Origin of the sequence: Halosolutus gelatinilyticus, from assembly GCF_023028105.1 — an archaeon.
GTDB lineage: Archaea > Halobacteriota > Halobacteria > Halobacteriales > Natrialbaceae > Halosolutus > Halosolutus gelatinilyticus.
On the sequence record NZ_CP095491.1, the window covers coordinates 2,590,124 to 2,609,811 of the forward strand.

General features: G+C 66.9%; 23 protein-coding genes. 13 read left to right on the forward strand and 10 right to left on the reverse strand.

Annotated elements, in window-relative coordinates:
• Positions 1-26 precede the first annotated feature (26 nt).
• From MUH00_RS12815 to MUH00_RS12865, 11 genes are all read left to right on the forward strand, one after another.
• Entirely contained in the window at positions 27-1,037 is a 1,011-nt protein-coding gene (locus tag MUH00_RS12815) for a TIGR00341 family protein (RefSeq protein ID WP_246999105.1), read from the forward strand.
• Positions 1,038-1,061: 24 nt separating this feature from the next.
• On the forward strand, positions 1,062-2,444 hold the full coding sequence (locus MUH00_RS12820; protein ID WP_246999108.1) for a DUF7972 family membrane protein: 1,383 nt from the start codon (positions 1,062-1,064) through the stop codon (positions 2,442-2,444).
• A complete protein-coding gene (locus tag MUH00_RS12825) occupies positions 2,444-3,424 on the forward strand; it encodes a WD40/YVTN/BNR-like repeat-containing protein (protein ID WP_246999110.1) in 981 nt (326 codons plus the stop codon). The genes MUH00_RS12820 and MUH00_RS12825 overlap by 1 nt, the downstream gene beginning before the upstream one ends.
• A gap of 132 nt (positions 3,425-3,556) precedes the next feature.
• Positions 3,557-4,381 (forward strand): cytochrome c oxidase subunit II, encoded by an 825-nt coding sequence (gene coxB / locus MUH00_RS12830; protein ID WP_246999112.1) that lies wholly within the window; start codon positions 3,557-3,559, stop codon positions 4,379-4,381.
• Between the two features lie 109 nt (positions 4,382-4,490).
• Complete coding sequence (gatB, locus tag MUH00_RS12835) at positions 4,491-5,993, forward strand: Asp-tRNA(Asn)/Glu-tRNA(Gln) amidotransferase subunit GatB (RefSeq protein WP_246999114.1); 1,503 nt, start codon at positions 4,491-4,493, stop codon at positions 5,991-5,993.
• A 103-nt stretch (positions 5,994-6,096) separates the two neighbouring features.
• Positions 6,097-7,083, forward strand: coding sequence for an MBL fold metallo-hydrolase (locus MUH00_RS12840; RefSeq protein WP_246999116.1), 987 nt, complete (start codon positions 6,097-6,099; stop codon positions 7,081-7,083).
• A gap of 163 nt (positions 7,084-7,246) precedes the next feature.
• Entirely contained in the window at positions 7,247-8,581 is a 1,335-nt protein-coding gene (locus MUH00_RS12845; RefSeq protein ID WP_246999118.1) for an ABC transporter substrate-binding protein, read from the forward strand.
• A 1-nt stretch (position 8,582) separates the two neighbouring features.
• Positions 8,583-9,464: a branched-chain amino acid ABC transporter permease gene (locus MUH00_RS12850; protein WP_246999120.1), complete on the forward strand. Its 882-nt coding sequence runs from the start codon at positions 8,583-8,585 to the stop codon at positions 9,462-9,464.
• On the forward strand, positions 9,457-10,575 hold the full coding sequence (locus MUH00_RS12855) for a branched-chain amino acid ABC transporter permease (RefSeq protein ID WP_246999122.1): 1,119 nt from the start codon (positions 9,457-9,459) through the stop codon (positions 10,573-10,575). Before MUH00_RS12850 ends, MUH00_RS12855 begins: the two co-directional genes overlap by 8 nt.
• Positions 10,572-11,303, forward strand: coding sequence for an ABC transporter ATP-binding protein (locus tag MUH00_RS12860; RefSeq protein WP_246999124.1), 732 nt, complete (start codon positions 10,572-10,574; stop codon positions 11,301-11,303). Before MUH00_RS12855 ends, MUH00_RS12860 begins: the two co-directional genes overlap by 4 nt.
• Positions 11,304-12,014, forward strand: a complete 711-nt coding sequence (locus MUH00_RS12865) for an ABC transporter ATP-binding protein (RefSeq protein ID WP_246999126.1) — start codon at positions 11,304-11,306, stop codon at positions 12,012-12,014.
• Between the two features lie 77 nt (positions 12,015-12,091).
• Here the strand turns inward: MUH00_RS12865 and MUH00_RS12870 are convergent, their stop codons facing one another.
• Positions 12,092-12,538, reverse strand: a complete 447-nt coding sequence (locus tag MUH00_RS12870; RefSeq protein ID WP_246999127.1) for an acyl-CoA thioesterase — start codon at positions 12,536-12,538, stop codon at positions 12,092-12,094.
• A gap of 124 nt (positions 12,539-12,662) precedes the next feature.
• Positions 12,663-13,457 (reverse strand): N-acyl homoserine lactonase family protein, encoded by a 795-nt coding sequence (locus tag MUH00_RS12875; RefSeq protein ID WP_246999128.1) that lies wholly within the window; start codon positions 13,455-13,457, stop codon positions 12,663-12,665.
• Positions 13,458-13,564: 107 nt separating this feature from the next.
• On the opposite strand from MUH00_RS12875, the gene MUH00_RS12880 reads away from it, so the two are divergent.
• The gene (locus MUH00_RS12880; RefSeq protein ID WP_246999129.1) at positions 13,565-13,699 is read left to right on the forward strand and encodes a transporter; all 135 of its coding nucleotides are present in this window, start codon (positions 13,565-13,567) and stop codon (positions 13,697-13,699) included.
• 261 nt (positions 13,700-13,960) lie between these two features.
• On the opposite strand, the gene MUH00_RS12885 is transcribed toward MUH00_RS12880, so the two are convergent.
• From MUH00_RS12885 to artA, 4 genes are all read right to left on the reverse strand, one after another.
• Entirely contained in the window at positions 13,961-14,281 is a 321-nt protein-coding gene (locus MUH00_RS12885) for a HalOD1 output domain-containing protein (protein ID WP_246999131.1), read from the reverse strand.
• Positions 14,282-14,333: 52 nt separating this feature from the next.
• On the reverse strand, positions 14,334-14,564 hold the full coding sequence (locus MUH00_RS12890) for a hypothetical protein (protein WP_246999132.1): 231 nt from the start codon (positions 14,562-14,564) through the stop codon (positions 14,334-14,336).
• A 184-nt stretch (positions 14,565-14,748) separates the two neighbouring features.
• On the reverse strand, positions 14,749-15,468 hold the full coding sequence (locus tag MUH00_RS12895) for a metallophosphoesterase (RefSeq protein ID WP_246999133.1): 720 nt from the start codon (positions 15,466-15,468) through the stop codon (positions 14,749-14,751).
• Entirely contained in the window at positions 15,465-16,511 is a 1,047-nt protein-coding gene (gene artA / locus MUH00_RS12900) for an archaeosortase A (protein ID WP_246999135.1), read from the reverse strand. The genes MUH00_RS12895 and artA overlap by 4 nt, the downstream gene beginning before the upstream one ends.
• Before the next feature lie 405 nt (positions 16,512-16,916).
• Here artA and MUH00_RS12905 point away from each other — a divergent pair, with 405 nt between their 5' ends.
• Positions 16,917-17,696, forward strand: coding sequence for a DUF7839 domain-containing protein (locus tag MUH00_RS12905; RefSeq protein ID WP_246999137.1), 780 nt, complete (start codon positions 16,917-16,919; stop codon positions 17,694-17,696).
• A gap of 60 nt (positions 17,697-17,756) precedes the next feature.
• Here the strand turns inward: MUH00_RS12905 and MUH00_RS12910 are convergent, their stop codons facing one another.
• The 4 genes from MUH00_RS12910 to MUH00_RS12925 are packed head-to-tail and all read right to left on the reverse strand — an operon-like array spanning position 17,757 to position 19,683.
• Positions 17,757-18,527 (reverse strand): proteasome assembly chaperone family protein, encoded by a 771-nt coding sequence (locus MUH00_RS12910; RefSeq protein ID WP_246999139.1) that lies wholly within the window; start codon positions 18,525-18,527, stop codon positions 17,757-17,759.
• A 6-nt stretch (positions 18,528-18,533) separates the two neighbouring features.
• On the reverse strand, positions 18,534-18,713 hold the full coding sequence (locus MUH00_RS12915; protein ID WP_246999140.1) for an RNA-protein complex protein Nop10: 180 nt from the start codon (positions 18,711-18,713) through the stop codon (positions 18,534-18,536).
• Complete coding sequence (locus MUH00_RS12920) at positions 18,713-19,513, reverse strand: translation initiation factor IF-2 subunit alpha (protein WP_246999141.1); 801 nt, start codon at positions 19,511-19,513, stop codon at positions 18,713-18,715. The genes MUH00_RS12915 and MUH00_RS12920 overlap by 1 nt, the downstream gene beginning before the upstream one ends.
• Positions 19,510-19,683, reverse strand: coding sequence for a 30S ribosomal protein S27e (locus MUH00_RS12925; RefSeq protein WP_246999142.1), 174 nt, complete (start codon positions 19,681-19,683; stop codon positions 19,510-19,512). Before MUH00_RS12925 ends, MUH00_RS12920 begins: the two co-directional genes overlap by 4 nt.
• Positions 19,684-19,688 lie beyond the last annotated feature (5 nt).

Genomic DNA, 19,688 nt, shown 5'->3' on the forward strand with positions numbered 1-19,688 from the left:
CTTCCATCGGAACGTCGACGTCCACCATGCGCCTGCTGACGGTGCTTACCGACTCGCAGTCCGCGACCGACGAGGTCATGGCCGTCCTCGAGCGCCACGACCTCACGTACAGCCTCGCCGACGACGCCGACGGCGAGGATCGAACGATCACGATTCCCGCCCCCGAGCACGCGGTCGAACCGCTGGAAGACGATCTGACGTCGGTCCCTTGCGACATTACGATCGTCGTCGAGGAACCGATGGCGGTCGTCGGCAGCGACTGGGAGGGGCCGTCCCCGCGGCAGGGAGAGTGGCTCTCGTTCGAACGCATCTCCAGGAGCGAGCTCCGGTCGAAAGCCCGATCCCAGTTGCCGTCGCTGGTCATCTTCGTCGCGATGACCGCGATCAGCGGCGTCGTCGCCACCACCGGCGTCCTCCTGAACTCGATTGCGGTGCTGGTCGGCGCGATGGTGATCGCGCCGCTGCTGGGACCGGCGATGGCCTCGAGCGTCGCGACCGTCCTCGACGAACGCCGGCTCTTCGCCCGCGGCGTCAAACTCCAGTTAACCGGAATCGGCGTCGCGACGACGAGCGCGCTCGTGTTCGCGATGTTCGCGCGGACCTCGACGGTCGTCGCGACCGCCGTCGATCTCGAGGCCAGCCTCGGGCTGGGCAGTCATGGCCTGCCGCCGTCACTGCTCGTGACCGTCGCGGTCTGCTCCGGCATCGCCGGCGGCCTCGGCATGGCGACGACCGGCATCACCGACCTCATCGGCGTGATGATCGCGGCCGCGATCATGCCACCGATCGGCGTCGTCGGCGTCGGCGTCGCCTGGGGCGAACCCGTGGTGGTCCTCGGCTCGCTCGTCGTCGTCGCGGTGAACCTCATCGCGATCAACGTCGGCGCGATCGCGACCCTCTGGACCGTCGGGTTCCACCCCACGGACCACTCGCGGATCAGAACGACCAGGGCCGCCATCCTCCGGCGCACCGCCCTGTTGACCGTCCTGCTGTTGATCGCGCTCCGACTGCTCGAGGTCGTCTCCAACGGCCTCTGAACCGAACCCACGCTCCCACCGCTCATGTCTGACGCCCCATCACCATCCGCACCCGATACCGATCGATCGAACGACGGCGACGAACACCCGGTTCGCGACGGTGCTGACCGCGATGCTGACAACGGCGACGACCGCGACGACGAACGGTCGATCGGCTTGTCGATCGTCGGCTATGCGCTTCGACTGGCCGTCGCGGCGGTGCTGATCGTCGGCCGGCTCCTGTGGACCGGCGTCCGCATCGGATCTCGGCTGCTCACCGACACGGCGTCGCGCCGCGAGTGGCGCCGCTGGCTCCTGCTCGAGGGCGACCGCCGCGCGATCGTCGGCGCCTTCGTCGTCGGCGTCTTCGCCCTGGCCCTGCTCCTCGGGGTCAGCGACGTCATCGGCGTCCGCGAGAGCCGGTTCGTCACGACGATGTTCAGTACGATGATCGCGGGGCTGTTCTCGTTCATCCCGATCGTCGTCTCGGTCAACCAGCTGATCATCTCGCGGCTGTTCGGCACGCCCGATCGGCTCACCGAGCGCATCGACGGCGTCCAGGAGTTTCGCAGCCGCGTCGAGACCCAGACCGAGGGCGACGGCGTCAGTCCGACCGATCCCGCGGCCTTCCTCGCTCGACTCGCGGGGACGCTCGGCAGCCGCGCCGACGAACTCGCGACCGTGTGCGGGGACGACGCGACCGATCGATCGGACGAGGGATTTCTCGGTGACGGTCGGCCCGGTGAGGGGGCGACACCGACCGCCGCCCTCGAGTCGATCTGTCGCTTCGCGGCCAACACGCGCGAGCACGCCCGCGATCTCTCTGCGCAGCTCACCGGCGAGACGGAGTCGGTGTTCGACGTCGTGTTGCCGACGATCAACCACGATTACGCCGGCGCCGCCAACGAGGCGCGGCGGCTCGGACGGCGGTTCGACGAGAACCTGTCAGACCGATCCGCGGCGCTGCTTGCGGAGCTCCGGGAACTGTTCGTCACCGCCGACGCGACGCGTCAGTACTTCACGACGATCTACCTGCAGCGCGAGCTCGCGCGGCTGTCGCGGCTGATCACCTACAGCGGCACCGCCGCGATCTTGCTCTCGTCGCTGGTCATCATGATCTACGCGAGCGGCTACCCGCCGGTCGCCTTCGAGGGGTGGCTGCTCGTCCTCGTGAGCCTCGCGCTCGCGGTCGCCTTCAGTCCCCTCGCGGTCCTCTTCGCGTACGTCGTTCGCGTTTCGGCCATCCTCAAGCGAACCTCCGCGCCGGGCGCGTTCACGCCGTCGGGCGAGTACCACCGCACGAACGAAGTCGACGTCGACGATCCGCACGCGACCGGGACCGACGCCGACGGCGATCGCTCCGCACGCTCGAGCGAGACCGAGGGCGAAGACGGAGACGAGACCGAAAGTGACGGCGAGGGGAACTAATGCCCGATCGTCGTTCGTGCACTCGTCGCGCCGTCCTCGCATCGATCGGCGCCGGGGTCGGCTCGCTGTCGATCGCCGGCTGCGTCGACGTCGATCCCGACAGCGAATGGGTCGCCGCCGACGTGCCCACCGACGCGGCGCTGTACGACGTCGTGACGACGGCCGGCGGGGTCTACGCCGTCGGCGAAGACGGCGTCGTCCTCGCGCGCGACGGTGACGACTGGACCGTCCGCCTCGAGAACGGGATCGGCGGTGCGGGAGACGGGCTCCGCACCGCGGCGGTGACGAGCAACGGGCGGGCGATGTGGGTCGCCGGCGACAGCGGCGCGCTCGGACTGTACGACGTCGTCGCCGACCACGTCGCGGACTTCTCGGCCCCGGAGGAGAAGACGACCTCCTGGACGGCGGTCGCGGCCGCCGGACTGGCCGGCGACGAGCGGCTGACGGTCATCAACAGCTCCGGGGAACTCCTCCGTGGGCGGCGCGACGACGCGACCGTCGAGTGGTTCGACGTCGTCGAACCCGGCTCCGGCTCGAGCGTCACCGACGTCTCGCTCACCCCGCTGGCGTACGGCTACGTCGTCGATACCGACGGCGGCGTCTTCGAGTCCCGAGACGGCGGCGTCTCCTGGAGCCGGATCGGAATCGCGGACGCGGCGATCGACTTCGAAACGGTCGCGGCCTCCGACTCGGGCCACGTTACGGTCGCGGGCGGGAACGGCACCGTCTACACCTACAACGGCGTCGACTGGTCCCGGACGACCCTCGGCGAGCAGCCGATCGCGGCGCTCGCGCGCGATCGCTACGACGCGATGGCCGTCTCGTCTTCGGGGACGATCTACGAGCGCGGGTTCGATGGCTGGAGCGAATCCGCGCGACTCGAACCCGGGAACGAACTGCACGCGGTCGCGCTCGGAACCGCCCGCACGCCGCAACTGGTCGTCGGCGAGTCCGGAACGGTGTTCGAGCGGCGGTACTAACGCCGTCGGCTCGGAACCGAACTCGACCACGAACTGCGCGCGAAACGAGCACGACTGCTGTCCCACGTCATGTCCATCCGTTCACGATTCGAAACGAACGCTTCCCGCGGTGCGCTCGGCCGACCGCGCTCGATGCGACGAGCGATCGAGGCGATTGGCCGCGCCGCGGCCGACAGCCCGAAGCGCTCGACGGCGCTCGCCCGGATCGCCGTATTCGGGAGTTGCTCGCTCGCGGCCGTCCCGTTCGCGACGGAATCAGCCGCTGCACAGTCGGTGAACAGGAACCTCATCGAATCGCTCCACGTTCGGTTGCTCGCGATCGCGGTTCCGCTGACGCTGGCCGTGCTGGCTTTTCTCGCGTACGCCGCCGTTCGCTTTCGGGAGCCGGCGGGCGCGAACGGCGCCGAACCGGAGCCCACGCCCGAGAAGCCGTCGCTCGAGATCGCGTGGGTCGCGGCGACGGCCGCCGTTCTGCTCGTCGTGGCCCTCTGGGCGTACCCGGTGCTCGCCACCCCCTATCTCTCGCCGGGAGGCCAGTCGGCGGGGACCGAAGCGACTCCGGGCGCGGAATCGAACGTCACCGAAATCGAGGTCGTCGCCTCGCAGTGGGCGTGGCAGTTCACGTACGACGAGGCGAACGTCACGACGCGGAACGAGCTGGTGGTGCCGGTCGACGAGGAGGTGCGCCTCGTCATGACCTCGCGGGACGTGATCCACGCGTTCTCGATCGCCGACCTCGGCGTCAAGCGGCAGGTATTTCCCGGCGAGAAGACGGTGATCCGGACTCGCGTTCACGAGCGCGGCGAGTACCGCGCTCGGTGCACCGCGTTCTGCGGCGCCCGCCACGCTCAGATGGAGGCGAACGTGACGGCCGTCGATCGCGAGACGTACGACGCGTGGCTCGCCGAGCACGAGGGGGAGACCGATCCCGACCCGCCGGATCCGCCCGCAGGGTGACGACTCCCGGTCGGATGGGCGACGCCGCCGACGGCCACGACCCGCGGGCCGCTCGCACCCCGATCGCCAGTCGTTACGCTTTACCGCCACCGGCCCGAATCGAGGCCCAATGACTGCCCAGACCGTCCAGCAGGGCGACCTCGTGACCGTCATCGGGCTCGAGGTGCACGTCCAGCTGGAGACCGACACGAAGATCTTCTGCGGCTGTTCGACCGATCGGACCGACGAGCCCAACGAGAACGTCTGCCCGGTCTGTCTCGGCCTGCCGGGTGCCCTGCCGGTGTTAAACGAGGCCGCCGTCGAGGCAGCGGTCAAGATCGGCAAGGCGATCGACGCCGACATCCCCGAGGAGACGCGGTTCCACCGGAAGAACTACTACTACCCCGACCTGCCGAAGAACTTCCAGATCACGCAGTACGACGAGCCGATCTGCCAGGACGGCGAACTCGAGATCAGCGTCGAGGGCGAGCGCCGCACGGTGACGATCGAGCGCGCCCACCTGGAGGAGGACCCGGGCAGCCTCCAGCACGTCGGCGGCGGCGGCGGCATCGACACCGCCGACTACACCCTCGTCGACTACAACCGCGCCGGGACGCCGCTGATGGAGATCGTCACGGCGCCGGACTTCCGCAGCCCGAGCGAGGTGCGGGCGTTCCTCGCCGAACTCGAGGAGGTACTCGAGTACCTGGGCGTCTTCGACGCCGAGCGCGACGGCAGTCTGCGCGTCGACGCCAACCTCTCGATCGTCCCCGCCGACGAGATCGAGGGGGGCGACCACTCGACGGCCGAGATCGGCGAGGAGACCCTCGCGGCCGCGAACCGCACCGAGGTCAAGAACATCTCGAGCCACAAGGGCGCCGAGAAGGCCTTAGCCTACGAGGAGACCCGCCAGAAGAACGCCATCCAGCGCGGACGCGCGGTCGCACAGGAGACCCGCCACTGGGACGAATCCCGCGGCATCACGGTCTCGATGCGATCGAAGGAGGAGGAAAAGGACTACCGCTACTTCGAGGAGGCCGACCTGCCGCCGCTTCGCGTCTCGGGCTGGAAGGAGGAAATCGCCATTCCGGAGCTGCCGACGGCTCGCCGCGAGCGCTTTCAGGACGAGTACGGCCTGAGCGAGGAGGCCGCCTCGAAGCTGACCTCGACGAAGCAGGTCGCCGACTTCTACGAGAACGTGGCCCGGGAATTCGACCCCGACCTCGCGGCGACGTGGGTCGCCGACGAACTGCTCGGCGAACTCAACTACCGCGACATGGCGATCACGGACATCGCCGATCGCCTCGACGAGGTCTCCCGGCTCGTCGAACTCGTCGCCGAGGACGAGATCACGGCCAAGAACGCCCGCGAGACCGTCCTCCGATCGATGCTCGACGACGGCGCCGACCCCGAGACGATCGTCGAGGAGGAGGGGCTGGGCAAGACCGGCGAGGACGAGGTCCAGCGGGCGGTCGTCGAGGCGATCGACGAGAACCCTGACGCCGTTTCCGACTACGAGACCGGCGAGGACGGCGCGATCAACTTCCTCGTCGGACAGGTGATGCAAAAAACCGGCGGCAGCGCCGATCCGGGCGACGTGAATCAGTTGCTCCGGGCGGAACTCGAGAGCTGAGCGCTCCCATTCCTACTCCTGTTCGACTATTCGGAACTCGAGTTACCAACGTTTTCGTTTCGCGCTCCAGAAGCTACTATTGGATAGAAGGCGTGCGGAGGGTATGGACCGCATTTCGCTGGGCAACGACGAATTCGAGGGGCGAAACAACGCGTACGTCCTCGCCGACGACGATCGAGACGAACTCGCGCTCGTCGACACGGGCATCGCGACCGACGACGTGCTGGCGGACCTCCGCGACGGGTTGGCCGATCGCGGCTACGCGTTCGCCGACGTCGACGCCGTCGTTCTGACGCACTTCCACGTCGATCACGCGGGGCTGGCCGGGGAGATCCAGGCTGAAGGCGGCGCGACGGTCTACGTCCACGAGGCCGATCTGTCCCTCGTCGAGGGACGTCCGGATGCGATCGCCGCCCGCGACGAGCGCCGTCGATCGCTGCTCGAGGAGTGGGGCGTCCCCGCTGACGCGCGGGAGGAGTTGTTCTCGTTCCTCGAACTGACGAGTCGCATCGAGGGCCCGCCGCCGGAAGCGACGGCAATCGAGGACGGGACGGTTCTCGAGGTCGGCGGGACGACGCTCGAGACGGTCCACGCGCCGGGTCACGCGGCGGGGCTCTGTTGTTTCGAATTCGAGACGGCCGACGGCGCCGAGGCGTTCGTCGGCGACGCGGTCCTGCCGGTGTACACGCCGAACGTCGGCGGCGCCGACGTCCGGGTCCAGCGACCGCTGGAGAACTATCTCACCACGCTGCGCGGGATCGCCGATCGGGGCTACGACCGCGTCTGGCCCGGTCACCGGGAGCCGATCGACGAGCCGGCCGATCGCGCGCTGGCGATCGTCGACCACCATCGGGACCGCTCCGCGGCGGTGCTCGAGATCCTCCGCGAGCACGGGCCGGCGGACGCGTGGACGGTCAGCGCCCGCCTGTTCGGCGACCTCGACGGGATCCACATCGTGCACGGCCCCGGCGAGGCGTACGCCCACCTCGACCACCTCCGCCGCGAGGGCGTTCTCGACGTCGACGGCGGGCGATATCGCTTCGCCGACGACGGCGTCGACCCCGATTCGATCGAACTCCTCGCCGATTGACCGTTCTTCCGCCCTGGTCGCCGGAGCGCGCCCTCGTCGCGTCCGATTTCCAGAACGTGTCGTTCCCGGTACCGATTGCCGATTGTGATGTGCTACACTCCCTCATCTTTAATATGGATGGTTGAAAAGGGGTGCATAGGAGGCGCTAAACTAGTGGTCCAAAATGGTTAACAAAGGTAATGAAACTCCCAATTCGGGAAAAGATGGAAGGAGAGCTATCGGGCGACGGACGTTTCTCGGGGTCGCCGGGACCGGAGCAGTGGGGGCGACGCTCGCCGGGTGTCTCGGCGGCGAGGACGACGGGGCGATCACGATCGGACACCTCGCCCCGCTGGAGAACACGCAGGGGCTGGGGTCCGATCGGAGCGCTCAGCTGGCCGTCGAGCAGATAAACGACGACGGCGGGATCCGCGACGAGACCGTCGAACTCGTCAGCGCGGATACGAGGGCCGATCCGTCCACGGCCCAGGACGAAGCGTCGCGGCTGCTCAACCAGGAGAACGTCGACGTGCTCATCGGGACGTTCTCCAGCGAGGTGTCGCTCGGCATCACGGACATGATCGCGGAAAACGGCGTCCCCTACATCGTCACGGGGTCGGCGTCGCCCCAGATCATCGAGAACTCGGTCGGGTCGGACTACGACGCGTACAAGAACATCTTCCGATCCGGCCCGATCAACTCGTTCTTCCAGGCCGAGGCGATGGGCGGGTACGCCGATTACCTCTCCGACCTGCACGGCTGGAACACGTTCGCGTACCTCGCCGACGACGCCGCGTGGACCGATCCGTTCACGAACAACCTACCGGGCGAACTGGAGGACCGGGGGTACGAGGTCGTCTACGAGGATGAACTCTCGACCGAGATCGACGACTTCACGCCGGTGATGAACACCCTCGACGAGGAGGACCCCGACGCGGTCTTCCGCTTTTTCGCGCACATCATCGGCGCCGAGATGCTCGGCGAGTGGCACCAGCGCGAACTCGACTTCGGCGTCGAGGGGATCCACGTCGCCTCGATGACGCCGGACTTCTACGAACTGTCCGAGGGCGCCGCGACCTACGAGACGACCTCCCAGTCGGGCGCCGCCGGGACGACAGACATCACGGAGAAGACCCTCGACTTCGTCGACGAGTACCGGGCGTTCGTCGAGGACGACGAGGACGCGCCGGATCTCCCGATGTACATGGGGTTCAACACCTACGATGCGATCTACGCGTACCGGGAGGCGGTCGAGGAGGCCGGGACGACGGATTACGAGGGCGACCTCGACGCGATCGTCGACGCGATGCTCGGACTGGAGTTCACCGGCACCGCGGGAATCGTCTCCTTCTACGGCGAGGGCGAGACGTACCCACACGACGTCCAGGAGGAGCGCGACGGCGAGGGCGTGATCACCAACTTCCCGATCACTCAGTGGCTGCCCGAGGGCGGCCTCGAGTGCGTCTACCCCGAACAGCACCGCACCGCGGACCACACCGCGCCGCACTGGATGGAGTAGGATGCTCGAGTCGATCCTCTCGATACTGATCACCGGGGCGATGATCAGCGCGCTCTACGCGCTGATCGCGATCGGATTCACGATGATCTTCGGCGTCGGCGGCGTGTTGAACCTCGCCCACGGCGCCCTGATCATGGCCGGCGCGTACGTGTTCATGGCCCTCAACCGGGAGATCGTCGCGAGTTCGATCGCGTTACCGCAAGTCGTCGTCTTCCCGCTCGCGGTCGCGATCGTCGCGGGCCTCTCGTACGGACTGTACGTCGGGCTCGTTCGCTACGTCGAGGACAACCCCGTCATCACGTTCCTCGCGACGGTCGTGCTGGCGACCGCGGTGACGGAGATCGCGATCGGCATCTTCGGCGATCAGCCGTACTCGTACACCGTCATCTCCGGGAACGTCGAAGTGGCCGGCACGGCCGTTTCGTCCAACGACCTTGCCGGGTTCGTCCTCTCCTGGATCGCGATCGGCCTGCTGTGGTACTACGTCACCGAGACCGACGGCGGGCGATCGATCCTGGCCGCGTCCATGAGCGAGCGCGGCGCCCGCCTCACCGGCGTGGATCTGCGCGCGGTGCAGACTCGGACGTGGCTCATCGCCGGCGCGCTCGCGGGCGTCGCGGGAATCTTCCTCGGCGGCGGACAGGCCGCGACGCCGCTGATGTGGCTGAACCCGCTCGCGCTGGCGTTCATCATCGTGGTGATCGGCGGCATCGGCTCGATCAAGGGGTCGATCGTTGCCGCCTACCTGATCGGCTACACCGAGACGCTCACCGTCACCACGCTCGGGCAGGGCTTTCGCGGCATCCTCTCGCTGCTGATCCTGCTCGTCGTCCTGTTCCTGTTACCGCAGGGGCTCTACGGGAGGGAGTTCGTCCATGACTGAGGAACTACCGCCGCTGGGTCGGCTTCGCAGCACGGTTCAGCGATCGATACTCGCGCCGAGCGGGCAGGCCGTCGCTCGCGCGCTCGCACCGATCGATCGGGCGCTCCAGCCCGCTGCGAACGGGTTCAATCGCCTTCTGGGATCGTACGTCGGCGAGGTGACCGGCCTGCAATTGGGGCTGCTCGTCGCGTCGCTGCTCGCGCTCGTGGCCGCCCCGGCCTGGGCGCCGCTGCTCGCGGGCAACTACATGCGAACGCTCACGCTCGCCTGCATCTGGGCGATCTTCGCGATGGGGTGGGACGTACAGAGCGGCTACACCGGCTACATCAGCTTCGGTCACTCGGCGCTGTCGGCCGCCGCCGGCTACGCGACCGCGCTGCTGGTCGTCCGCGTCAGCCCGGAGCTGGGCTTTGCGGTCACCATCCCGCTCTCGATTCTCGCGGCGCTGGCGTTCGGACTGCTCATCGGGCTCCCCTCGCTCCGACTCTCCGGCCCGTACTTCTCGCTGGTCACGTTCGTCGCCGTGTTGCTGTTCTATCGGCTGACGATAGGCTTCAGCGAGACGCTCGGCGGTGAAAACGGGTTCCAGGCGGTCGAGGTCTTCACCTGGGACTTCACGATGCGGTACTACTACATGCTCGTCCCGATGCTGGGCGTCGCCGCCGCGCTGACGGTCGTGGCGCGATCGAACGTCGGCATGGTGCTCGTCGCGATTCGCGAGAACGAGTCCGCCGTCTCGGCTGCCGGGCTCGACCCGACCAAGTTCAAACTCTGGTCGTTCGCCCTCAGTTCGATCACCATGGGGATCGGCGGCGTCCTGCTCGCCCACTTCGGCGGGACCGTCGATCCGTCGACCTTCGTCGTCGTCGATCGGAGCATCGAGATGATCGCGATGGCGGTCGTCGGCGGGATGAGTTCCGTCCTCGGCCCGATCGGCGGCGCGTTCCTGTTCGTGTTGCTGCGCGACGAGGTGTTGCGCCTCTGGTTCGGCCACTCGACGCGGTGGATCGTGCTCTGGGTCCTCGTCCTGCTGGTGCTCGTGTTCGCCCGCGATGGTTTGTTCCGCTGGGGCTGGCACGCGCTCGGCTCGGTCGGGGGTGATCGCGAGTGAGCCTCCTCGACGTGAGCGGACTGACGAAGACGTTCGGCGGTCTCGTCGCCGTCGACGACGTCTCGCTGTCGGTCGATCGCGGCGAGATCGTCGGGCTCATCGGCCCGAACGGCTCGGGGAAGTCGACGGTATTCAACTGCATCATGGGCGTCCACGACGTCACCGACGGGACGATCGCGTTCGACGGCGAGGACATCACCCGCGACGCGACCCACGAGGTCGTCAACACGGGGATCGCGCGGGTCTCCCAGGAGTCGAACCCGATCGACCTGTACCCCGTCGCCGGGAATATCAAGCTGTTCACCCTGCCGAACAGCGTGCGCTCGCTCTACGGCGGCGCGAGCGACGCGGAGATCTACGAGTACGCCGCGCGGGTCGATCTCGAGGACAAACTCGAGGAGATGCCCGACGAATTGCCCCACGCCGACGTCCGCCGGCTCGAGATCGCCAAGGCGCTGGCGACGGAGCCGGACCTGCTGTTGCTCGACGAACCGTTCGCCGGCATGAACCGACAGGAGATCGCCGACCTCGCCACCCGGATCGAGCGCTTCCGCGAGGGGGGGATGACGATCGTCGTCGTCGACCACAACATGGGCGGGCTGATGGATCTCGTCGATCGGATCGTCGTCCTCAACAACGGCGAGCGACTGGCGGCGGGCACCCCGGACGCGATCGCGAACGACGAGGCGGTCCAGGAAGCCTACCTGGCCGGCACGGAGGTGGTCTAGATGGCGACGCTCGACGTTCGGGATCTGCACGTCTACTACGGGAAGTCCCACGCCCTGAAGGGCGTCTCGCTGTCGATCGATCGCGGCGAGATCTACGGCGTGATCGGTCCGAACGGGGCCGGCAAGACGACCATGCTCAACGCGATCGCCGGCTTCGTCGACTACGAGGGGACGATCCGGTACGACGGGACGGACCTCGCCGCGGCGCGGTCCCAGGAGATCGTCAGGGACGGGTTGGTCTACTGCACCGAGGACCGGGACCTGTTCCCGTTCTTCTCGGTCCACGAGAACCTGCTGATGGGCGCGCAGTTCCGGGAGAATCGCAACGCCGTCGAGGCGGACCTCGAGATGGTCTACGACCTGTTCCCCCGACTCGACGAACGCCGCGAGCAGGAGGCGGAGACGATGAGCGGCGGCGAACAGCAGATGCTCGCGATCGGCCGGGCGCTGATGAGCGACCCCGACCTGCTGATGCTGGACGAGCCGACGCTCGGTCTCGCGCCGGTCATCATCCAGGACATCAGCGAGGCGATCGAGCGGCTGAACGACGAGGGGCTGACGATCCTGCTCGCCGAGCAGAACGCGACGTTCGCGCTGCGCCACGCCGAACGGCTCTCGCTGATCGAAACCGGCGAGATCGAACTCTCGGGATCGTCAGCGGAGTTCCACGACAACGAGTACGTCCGTGAGGCGTACGTCGGCGTCCACTGATCGCCCGATCGATCAGCTCCGACTCGTTCCAACTCGTTCGTTCTCGATCGTCGCGCCGAACGATCCCTGCGCTCCGATCAGCGCCCGCCCTGGAACTCGGTGACCGCCTCCCGGAACCCGTCGGGGACGGGAATCGTCTCCTCGGTTTCGAGATCGACGGCGACGTGCGTGACAGTCCCGTCGGCGAGGAGGGCCTCGTCCTCCTTGCGGCGGGCGCGGTACTCGGAGGTGAAGCTGGCCGTTCCGAACTCGACGACGCGCAGTTCGTTGACGACGACGTCGCCGAACGCGGCCGCCTCGCGGAAGTTCAGTTCGGCGTTCGCGACGTGGGTCTGCCAGCCGCGGTCGACCATGTCCGCGAAGCCGTAGCCGATCCGGCGAAAGAACTCGGAGACGGTCTCGTCCTGGAAGGTGAAGTACTCCCCGTAGAAGACGATCCCTTGCTGGTCCGTCTCGGCGAACCGGACGCGGTTCTCGAAGACGGCCCGGAATTCGGGTCCATCGGCGTCGTCCGTCGATTCCATACCGACACCGATCGGTCGACGCGCAAAGTCGTGTCGGCCCCGGCAAACCGCCTGTTCGCCGATCGGCCGTCCGCTCGAAGGTCCGCCGCTGTCGGCGTGCTACGGAAGGTACACCGCTGTCGGCCTACAACCCCGATCGCAGCGCGTCGAGGTCGTCGCCGTCGTGGCCGCAGACGATACGGGCGTCGTGCCGGCGCTCCTCGTCCTTGAGCAGTCGCAGGCTCTCGTACCACGCCCGTTTGCTCCACAGGAGGCTGCCGCCCATCGGGTGTTCTTCGTCGTAGTTCGCCCGGACGTACGCCTGATCGCCCGCGAGGATCACGGTGCCCGCGTCGTCGAGGTCGAGTCGAACGCCGAGGAGGCCGGGAGTGTGGCCCGGCAGGCGGACGAACTCCAGCTCCTCGAAGCGCCGTTCCCGATCGCGGTGGACGACCGTCCAGTTCAGGTCGCGATCGAAGTCACCCGCCACGTAGGCGTCGCCGCCGGCGTCGGTTTTGGCGCTGTAGTAGGCGTACTTGAGTTCCGCCTCGTGGACGAAGATCGGTGTCTCCGTCCCCTCGAACGCGTAGAGGCCGCCGGCGTGGTCGAGGTGCAGGTGCGTCTGGATCACGTAGTCGATATCGGCCACGTCGTAGCCGGCGTCGTCGAGGTCGTCCTCGATCGGCCGCAGTCCGGTGTGTTCGAACGCCGCGTACAGTTCGGCAGGCCAGTGGCCCGAGTCGGCGTCGGGGTGGGAGCCGGTATCCCAGAGGATCGTCCCCTCCGGGTGGTCGATCACCAGGTTGTAGACCGGACCGTCGACCATCGCGGTGTCCGGGTTCGGATCCGCGGCGGTCCCTATCGTGTGGCCCTCGATTATGTTGTTGACGTCCGCGGTGATCGTTCCGCGATCGATCGCCGTGATGGATGCGTCGACCATGAGTCGACCACGACGGGCGCACCAATAGATCGTGGTGGTTGCTGACGTGTCACCCCTCCTGTGAATGCTGGCCCCAGGTCTACCCCGGTGCCCCTCGAACGAACCGTATGGTCAGACTGTCGACGATCGTGATCCTAATCGGCATCGGCCTGCTGCTCGTCCCAATTCCGCCGGTTGCAACGATCCTCGGCGCGCTCGTCATCCTCGGCGGGCTCGCGCTGCGGATCTTCCGCGATACGTGACGGCGCCGGGTCGGTGAGGGGAAAACTCGATCGCGGGAGGTCCGTGGCGGTTCCGGCCGAGCACCCGGTCAGCCGAGCGACCGATCGGCTCGATCGAGTCCGCGCCGCCGGCGCCGCGGGTTCGTCTCTCGTCCGAGCGATCGCCGGCGACCTCGCCGGACGTGCTTTCGCAGATCGCGCTCTCGACTTCGGTCGGGCGCGGGAGGGTCGCCGGGGGAACCGGCCGACCGATCGGTGCGTCCCGGGATTCGCTTCCGGCCGTCACCTCGAGTCGGACGAATCGACACCCCGCTCGCGATCGAAGATAGCGATCGTTCCGTCGCTTTCGATCGAAATTTCGTACTCTTCGACCCTGACGCGGAGCGTCACGTCCTGGTTCGAGTCGCGAGCGATCGTCATCAGTCGATTCATCGAGTCAGGGTCGACGTAGCGATAGAGCGGCGGGAGTTCGTCGACCGGTCGCCCGTCGATATCGGAGATCGCGGTAACGATCGCCTGGATCGGGGGCTCATCGTGAAAGTCGGTACTGAACGACGCACCGCCGTCGGTGATGGCCATCTCGGGCCGATCAGCCAATACCATGCACGTGGCTACCATCGTCCAGCTACAAATAAAATCGTTGTTCGGAATGCTACTACTCCTCTCGGGAGCGGAGTCGAAACCGGACGGCGATCGGTTCGATGTCCATCCCTCGTAGTCGGTCCAGCGCGCCGGGGTCGAGCTCCCTGATGACGCCGTCGATCGAGAACTCGAGCGGGAGGCCGTCCGAATCCACTTCGATCGCACAGAGTTCTAACTCCGCTCCGTCGTCGAGGGAGACCTCTATTTCGCCCGGTGGCCCCTCCGAAGGGTCGTGGTTATCCATTGTTCACAATTGTTTGTGTATAATACGTCGCGGCGAAGCGCCAAAAGTTATTCGCGTCGTCGAGCGGCTCTCGTTGACAATCACTACCGTTCGTTGACATCCGTTGCAGCGTCGTACAATTCTTCCCGGATTCGATCGTCGACGAGCAGCGATAACCGGCGGCGACTCGCGGCAGATCGGCGCCTCACAGCAGCCGGCGACACTCCCCCAGCGGCGGAAACCACAGCGCCTCCTCGAACGAGCCCCCCCGGATCGCCGGGTAGAACGCGTCGGCGTCGGCGACGAGCGGTGTCTGGAAATCCCGCCCGCGCATGCCGTTGACGGTCGACCCGGGCGCCAGGCGGGTAAACGCCGGCACAACGAGGACGTCCGCCCCATCGTACTCGCCGGGTCCGTACAGGAAACACGGCAGTTTGCGCCCGTCGACCGACAGCGCCGGATGGTCGTGACCGATCACGTACCGATCGGCGTCGGCCGCCGGCCGTTCGTGACCGTGACAGACGACGGTCTCGCCGTCGGCCAGTCGGTACTCGTCGATCGACGTCCCGTCGAACGCCGACTCCAGCATGGTGTCGTGGTTGCCGGGCGTGACGACCAGCGACGCGCCCGCCCGATCGACGGTCGCGCCGAGGTCCAAGAGGTCGTCCTCGACGCCCCGCGGGAGGGTGGAAAACGAGTGGAGGAGATCGCCGGCGATCACGACGGTGTCGGGGCTCGTCTCCGCGAGAAGTCGATCGAGGCGATCCACCGCGTCGGTGCCGTCGCCGAGCGGTGCGTCGACGTTCGAGGCGGCCCCGCGGCCGAGGTGGAGGTCGGCGAGTACGAGCGCATCGGCTGCCGGAAGGAAGGCCGCCCGATCGTACAGGGTAAAGGGGACGTCGACCTCGACGCCGGCGTCGCTCATCGCTCGGACTTCGAGTCCGAGGTAGAAGCTTCTTCGGTCGTCGACCGGCCGCCGTCGGCCCGAACGTCGGCGTCGAGCGCCGAGTAGAGGTCGTACTCGTTGCCGGTCAGGATGAAGAGGACGTCCTCGAGCGGTTCGAGCACCTCGGGGAGGATCTTGACCACGAGATAGGTGATCCCGATGAGCGCGACGATCGACAGCGTCTGGGCGATGTAGTTGTGCGCGACGAGGAAGGAGACGCGGCCCTCTTCGGCACCCATGTAGGTCGTCATGAACGAGACTAGCCAGGGCTGCTGGAACCAGCCCCACGGCGACGCGAGACCGATGAACACGTTCCGGACGAGGTTGAGAAACCAGATGACGCCGATCGCCAGCGCGAACGCGGAGAGCTTTCGGCGCAGCGGCGCCTTCACCGCGGCGATCAGGCCGCCGAAGATGGCCATGCTCCCGATGCCCGTGCAGGCGAGGATGATGTACGTCGTCCGTCCGGTCACCGTCTCGTTCGGATCGAAGTCGAACTTGCTCTTGTAGCCGTACGACCCCTCCGCCAGGCCGGGACTGTATCCGAACAGTTCCATCCCGTAGTGCGTCTGGGCAGCCGTCGTCTCGATCAGCCACGTCTTGACGACCGGGATCGTCTCGACGGGGAGGTAGATCAGCCCCATGAACATCACGGCCTTCGAGAGGAGCATGATCGAATCCCGGCCCCCGTAGAGGAGGTAGCCGGTGTACGCACACAGCGGGAGGGCAGCGATCGCGAGGATCGTCTGCAGCGGGCTCTGAACCTCGTAGTAGTAGTACGGGACCATCGTCAGCCAGAACACGCCGAAGACGATCCAGGCGCCCGTGGCGACGTACCGCGCGGGATCGGCGGCCCCGAGCCACTGGAGGCACAGCGCGACGATGAAGGCGCCGATCGCGACCCACGCCAGCCCGTCGGTCAGCCCGGACTCGAGCAGCGCCGACAGGGAGACCGCCGGAACGAGTCCCGTCTCGAGGCCGACGCCCGCCGATCCGGCGGCCGTCGCTGAGAAGGCAGACATATTCATCTCTACCCGAAGGACTCTCTCGCTATCAACTTGACGCCTCGTTCCGATCGCTGAATCGGCGATCGATCGTACGTTGGCTACCGGTTAAAGAGGTCGATGACGTCGGAGAGGCGACTTTGAACACCACGAAAGCCCCCGTCGCGTTCGACTCCCAGAACTCGCTGTCGTTCGAGAGAGCTTCGCTCTCTGTGGTTCTTGTGTCATCCGGGTTCGTCGAGCGGGCGGTCGGCTTTGCCGACCGCCTATAACGTGGCGGCTTCGCCACCACGCTCGCGCCAGCCCTTTTCGCGGGTTCCGAACTAGCGTGGTTTCGATCGAATACGTCCAGACGTTTCGAGCACGATCGGACGTGGGACCGGGTAGTTTTTTGCCGCGCCGGTGAAACACGGACATATACGTATGGTCGACGTCCTCGACAACAAGCGCGCGGCGACGCGGTTTCGGATCCTCGTTCAGATCGCCGAACGCCAACCCGCCGTCAGCCAGGGCGAGATCGCCGAGGAGGTCGGCGTTACGAGTCAGGCCGTCAGCGAGTACATCCGCGAACTCGTCGACGACGGCCTCGTCGAGAAGGAGGGTCGATCGCGGTATCGCGTCACGAACGAAGGCGTCGACTGGCTCTTCCGGGCCGCCGACGACGTTCGCCGGTTCGCCAACCACGTCACGGGGGACGTCCTCGGCGCGATGAACGAGGCCGCCTACATCGCGACCGACGACATCGAGGAGGGCGAGACGGTCTCGCTGTTCGTCGAGGACGGCCTGCTACACGCGAAATCGGGCGACGAGGGGCCCGCGACCGGCGTGGCGACCACGGACGCCGAAGCCGGCACCGACGTCGGCGTCACCAGCTTCGAGGGTGTGATGGACCTCGAACCCGGCTCCGTGACCGTCGTCCAGGTGCCGACGGTCCGCTCGGGCGGCAGCCGAGCGATCGATCCCGAGTTCGTCTCCGAGCACTGCGAAAACGCCGATCTCGTCGTCGCGACGGGCGTCGAGGCCGTCATCGCCTGCCGCCGAGCCGAGATCGAACCGGTCGTCACGTTCGCGGCGGGCGACGTCGCCGCCGATGGGGCCGAACGCGGTCTCCACGTGACCGCCCTCGCGACGACCGACGAGGTCGGCCGCGTAACCGATACGCTCCGGGACGCGAACGTCTCCTACGAAGTGCTCGAAGGGTAAGCATCGTCGCGTTCGCAGAACGGATCCGATCGGCTCGGTACTCAACCGATCGAGCGAGGGTTATCCGATGTACCGAAGATCGTCGTCGGTCGGAACGTCCATTCCTTGTTGTTGTTGTTCCATCTCCTGGATCTTGCCGACGACCTCCTCCATCTCATCGGCGCGCTCGTCTAAGGTCTCGTAGTCGAGGTCGAACTCGAGGACCGTCTCGAGCACCTCGAGGACCGCCCGGGCACTCTTCGGATCGACGAGGTAGCCGCTCGTCTCACCCATCAGACAGGCGGCATCGAACCCGCGGCGCTCCCCCAGCCCGAGCAAGAGCCCCGAAACGCCGACGATGCCGCCCGCGGGTTCGTCCTCGCGGAACTCGACGCCGGCCTCCTCGAGCGGATCGAGCAGGGATTCGTCGTTGACCGCGCCGACGACGGCGTACTCCTCGATGAGTTCGCCCGTCGGGACGCCGCCCAGGGCGTACACCTCGCTCGCGCCGAACGCCTCGGCGACGTCGAGGAAGGCGTCGGTCAGCACGTAGTGGCCCGCGTTGGTCTGCGCCTGGTGGTCGCCGGTCAGCAGGAGCACGTCGCGACCGTCGGGAACCGAGACGGCGTGAATCTCGGCGCACGTGAGCTCCGTGATTCCGTCCTCGACGCTCACCTGCGGCGGAAACTCCCGCGAGTAGATGCGGCGCACGAGCGCGCTCTCGGCCTCGAGTTCTTCGAGCAGGTGCTCGACGGCGAGGCTTCCGACGTGGCCGACGCCTGGCAACCCCTCGACGAAGACGGGGTCGACCAGATCGACCTCGGCAACTGCGTCGATCTCGAGTTCGTCCATACCGTATCAGCGGCGGCGACGTTTAAGAGACCGTCGGTACTCGCCGTACGGGTCGTCGGGATCGATCGGCGCCGGCGCGCTGTTTTCGGCGTCGGCGCCGCAGTCGGGACAGCGAGCAAAAAGCGTATACACCGGGCGATCGTGGGCCTCGGGCCACGCAGAACAGACCCGGATGTCGGACTTCATTACTCGTCGTCGGTTCGGCGCTCCCGATGGTACTCGCCCTCGCCGCCGTGGGATTCGATCGCGGCGATCGCGCGCTCGGCGGACGACTCGAGCTGGGATTCGGCGGTCTTGTAGTTGGGTGCCTGGACCGTGATGCGGTACTCCGGCGCGCCGACGTAGCTGACTTCGAGGTCGACCTCCTCGGGAACTTCGCCGTTCCCTTCGGCCGCCTGGAGCGCCTCCCGGATGCCGTCGACGCCGCTGGGCGAGGGATTCTCGATGTCGATGTAGCCGGTGACGTTGACGTACGGCACCGAGACGTTCTCGCGGGCGGTTTCGACGAGCGCGTCGATCTCGTCGTCGTCGAGGTCGGTCTCGTCGAGGGCTTCCTCGCCGTGGATCGCCGCCTGCTTGAACCCGTCGTAGAGGCTGCCGTGGGCGCCGATCAGTTCGTTGGCGATCGCCGTGTACTCCTCGTCGTCGATCTCCTCGCCGAAGGCGAGTTCCATCCAGTTGTCGGCCTTCTGCTCGTTTTTCCACTCCTGGATCTTGTCGGAGCGCTGGTGATCGTTAACGTCCTTCAGCGAGAGGTCGATCTGCTGGGACCCTTCGTCGACGTCGAGGACCTTGCAGACGACGATCTGGCCCTCGCGGACGTGGTCGCGGACGTTCTTGATCCAGCCGCTTGCGACCTCGGAGATGTGGATCAGGCCGCGCTTGTCCCGGTACTCCTCGAGATCGACGAAGACGCCGAAGTCCTCGATCTCGTCGATCTTCCCGACGACGAGTTCGCCGGGATCGGGCCAGCCGCTGTACTTCATCGTGACTCGACTGTCTCGACGATCTCGTGGTCGATCTCGGCTTTGCCGCCGGTCGGTCGGGCCAGCGTCGTGCCGCAGACGGCACACGAGACCTCGGTGGCGGCCTTGCCGAAGACGATCTGTTCGTTCTCGCAGTCACTGCACCGGACGCTGTAGAAGTTTCCTGCCATGGTAA

What these genes read in the sequence shown, in the direction of transcription:
- MUH00_RS12885 (WP_246999131.1), bottom strand. Translation starts at nt 14,281, where the DNA reads ATGGTATTGGCTGATCGGCCCGAGATGGCCATCACCGACGGCGGTGCG.
- MUH00_RS12915 (WP_246999140.1), bottom strand. Translation starts at nt 18,713, where the DNA reads ATGAAGTCCGACATCCGGGTCTGTTCTGCGTGGCCCGAGGCCCACGAT.
- MUH00_RS12865 (WP_246999126.1), top strand. Translation starts at nt 11,304, where the DNA reads ATGGCGACGCTCGACGTTCGGGATCTGCACGTCTACTACGGGAAGTCC.
- MUH00_RS12870 (WP_246999127.1), bottom strand. Translation starts at nt 12,538, where the DNA reads ATGGAATCGACGGACGACGCCGATGGACCCGAATTCCGGGCCGTCTTC.
- MUH00_RS12905 (WP_246999137.1), top strand. Translation starts at nt 16,917, where the DNA reads ATGGTCGACGTCCTCGACAACAAGCGCGCGGCGACGCGGTTTCGGATC.
- MUH00_RS12890 (WP_246999132.1), bottom strand. Translation starts at nt 14,564, where the DNA reads ATGGATAACCACGACCCTTCGGAGGGGCCACCGGGCGAAATAGAGGTC.
- coxB (WP_246999112.1), top strand. Translation starts at nt 3,557, where the DNA reads ATGCGACGAGCGATCGAGGCGATTGGCCGCGCCGCGGCCGACAGCCCG.
- MUH00_RS12910 (WP_246999139.1), bottom strand. Translation starts at nt 18,527, where the DNA reads ATGGACGAACTCGAGATCGACGCAGTTGCCGAGGTCGATCTGGTCGAC.
- MUH00_RS12895 (WP_246999133.1), bottom strand. Translation starts at nt 15,468, where the DNA reads ATGAGCGACGCCGGCGTCGAGGTCGACGTCCCCTTTACCCTGTACGAT.
- MUH00_RS12925 (WP_246999142.1), bottom strand. Translation starts at nt 19,683, where the DNA reads ATGGCAGGAAACTTCTACAGCGTCCGGTGCAGTGACTGCGAGAACGAA.
- MUH00_RS12875 (WP_246999128.1), bottom strand. Translation starts at nt 13,457, where the DNA reads ATGGTCGACGCATCCATCACGGCGATCGATCGCGGAACGATCACCGCG.
- MUH00_RS12825 (WP_246999110.1), top strand. Translation starts at nt 2,444, where the DNA reads ATGCCCGATCGTCGTTCGTGCACTCGTCGCGCCGTCCTCGCATCGATC.
- artA (WP_246999135.1), bottom strand. Translation starts at nt 16,511, where the DNA reads ATGTCTGCCTTCTCAGCGACGGCCGCCGGATCGGCGGGCGTCGGCCTC.
- MUH00_RS12855 (WP_246999122.1), top strand. Translation starts at nt 9,457, where the DNA reads ATGACTGAGGAACTACCGCCGCTGGGTCGGCTTCGCAGCACGGTTCAG.
- gatB (WP_246999114.1), top strand. Translation starts at nt 4,491, where the DNA reads ATGACTGCCCAGACCGTCCAGCAGGGCGACCTCGTGACCGTCATCGGG.
- MUH00_RS12920 (WP_246999141.1), bottom strand. Translation starts at nt 19,513, where the DNA reads ATGAAGTACAGCGGCTGGCCCGATCCCGGCGAACTCGTCGTCGGGAAG.
- MUH00_RS12845 (WP_246999118.1), top strand. Translation starts at nt 7,247, where the DNA reads ATGGTTAACAAAGGTAATGAAACTCCCAATTCGGGAAAAGATGGAAGG.
- MUH00_RS12850 (WP_246999120.1), top strand. Translation starts at nt 8,583, where the DNA reads ATGCTCGAGTCGATCCTCTCGATACTGATCACCGGGGCGATGATCAGC.
- MUH00_RS12815 (WP_246999105.1), top strand. Translation starts at nt 27, where the DNA reads ATGCGCCTGCTGACGGTGCTTACCGACTCGCAGTCCGCGACCGACGAG.
- MUH00_RS12880 (WP_246999129.1), top strand. Translation starts at nt 13,565, where the DNA reads ATGGTCAGACTGTCGACGATCGTGATCCTAATCGGCATCGGCCTGCTG.
- MUH00_RS12820 (WP_246999108.1), top strand. Translation starts at nt 1,062, where the DNA reads ATGTCTGACGCCCCATCACCATCCGCACCCGATACCGATCGATCGAAC.
- MUH00_RS12840 (WP_246999116.1), top strand. Translation starts at nt 6,097, where the DNA reads ATGGACCGCATTTCGCTGGGCAACGACGAATTCGAGGGGCGAAACAAC.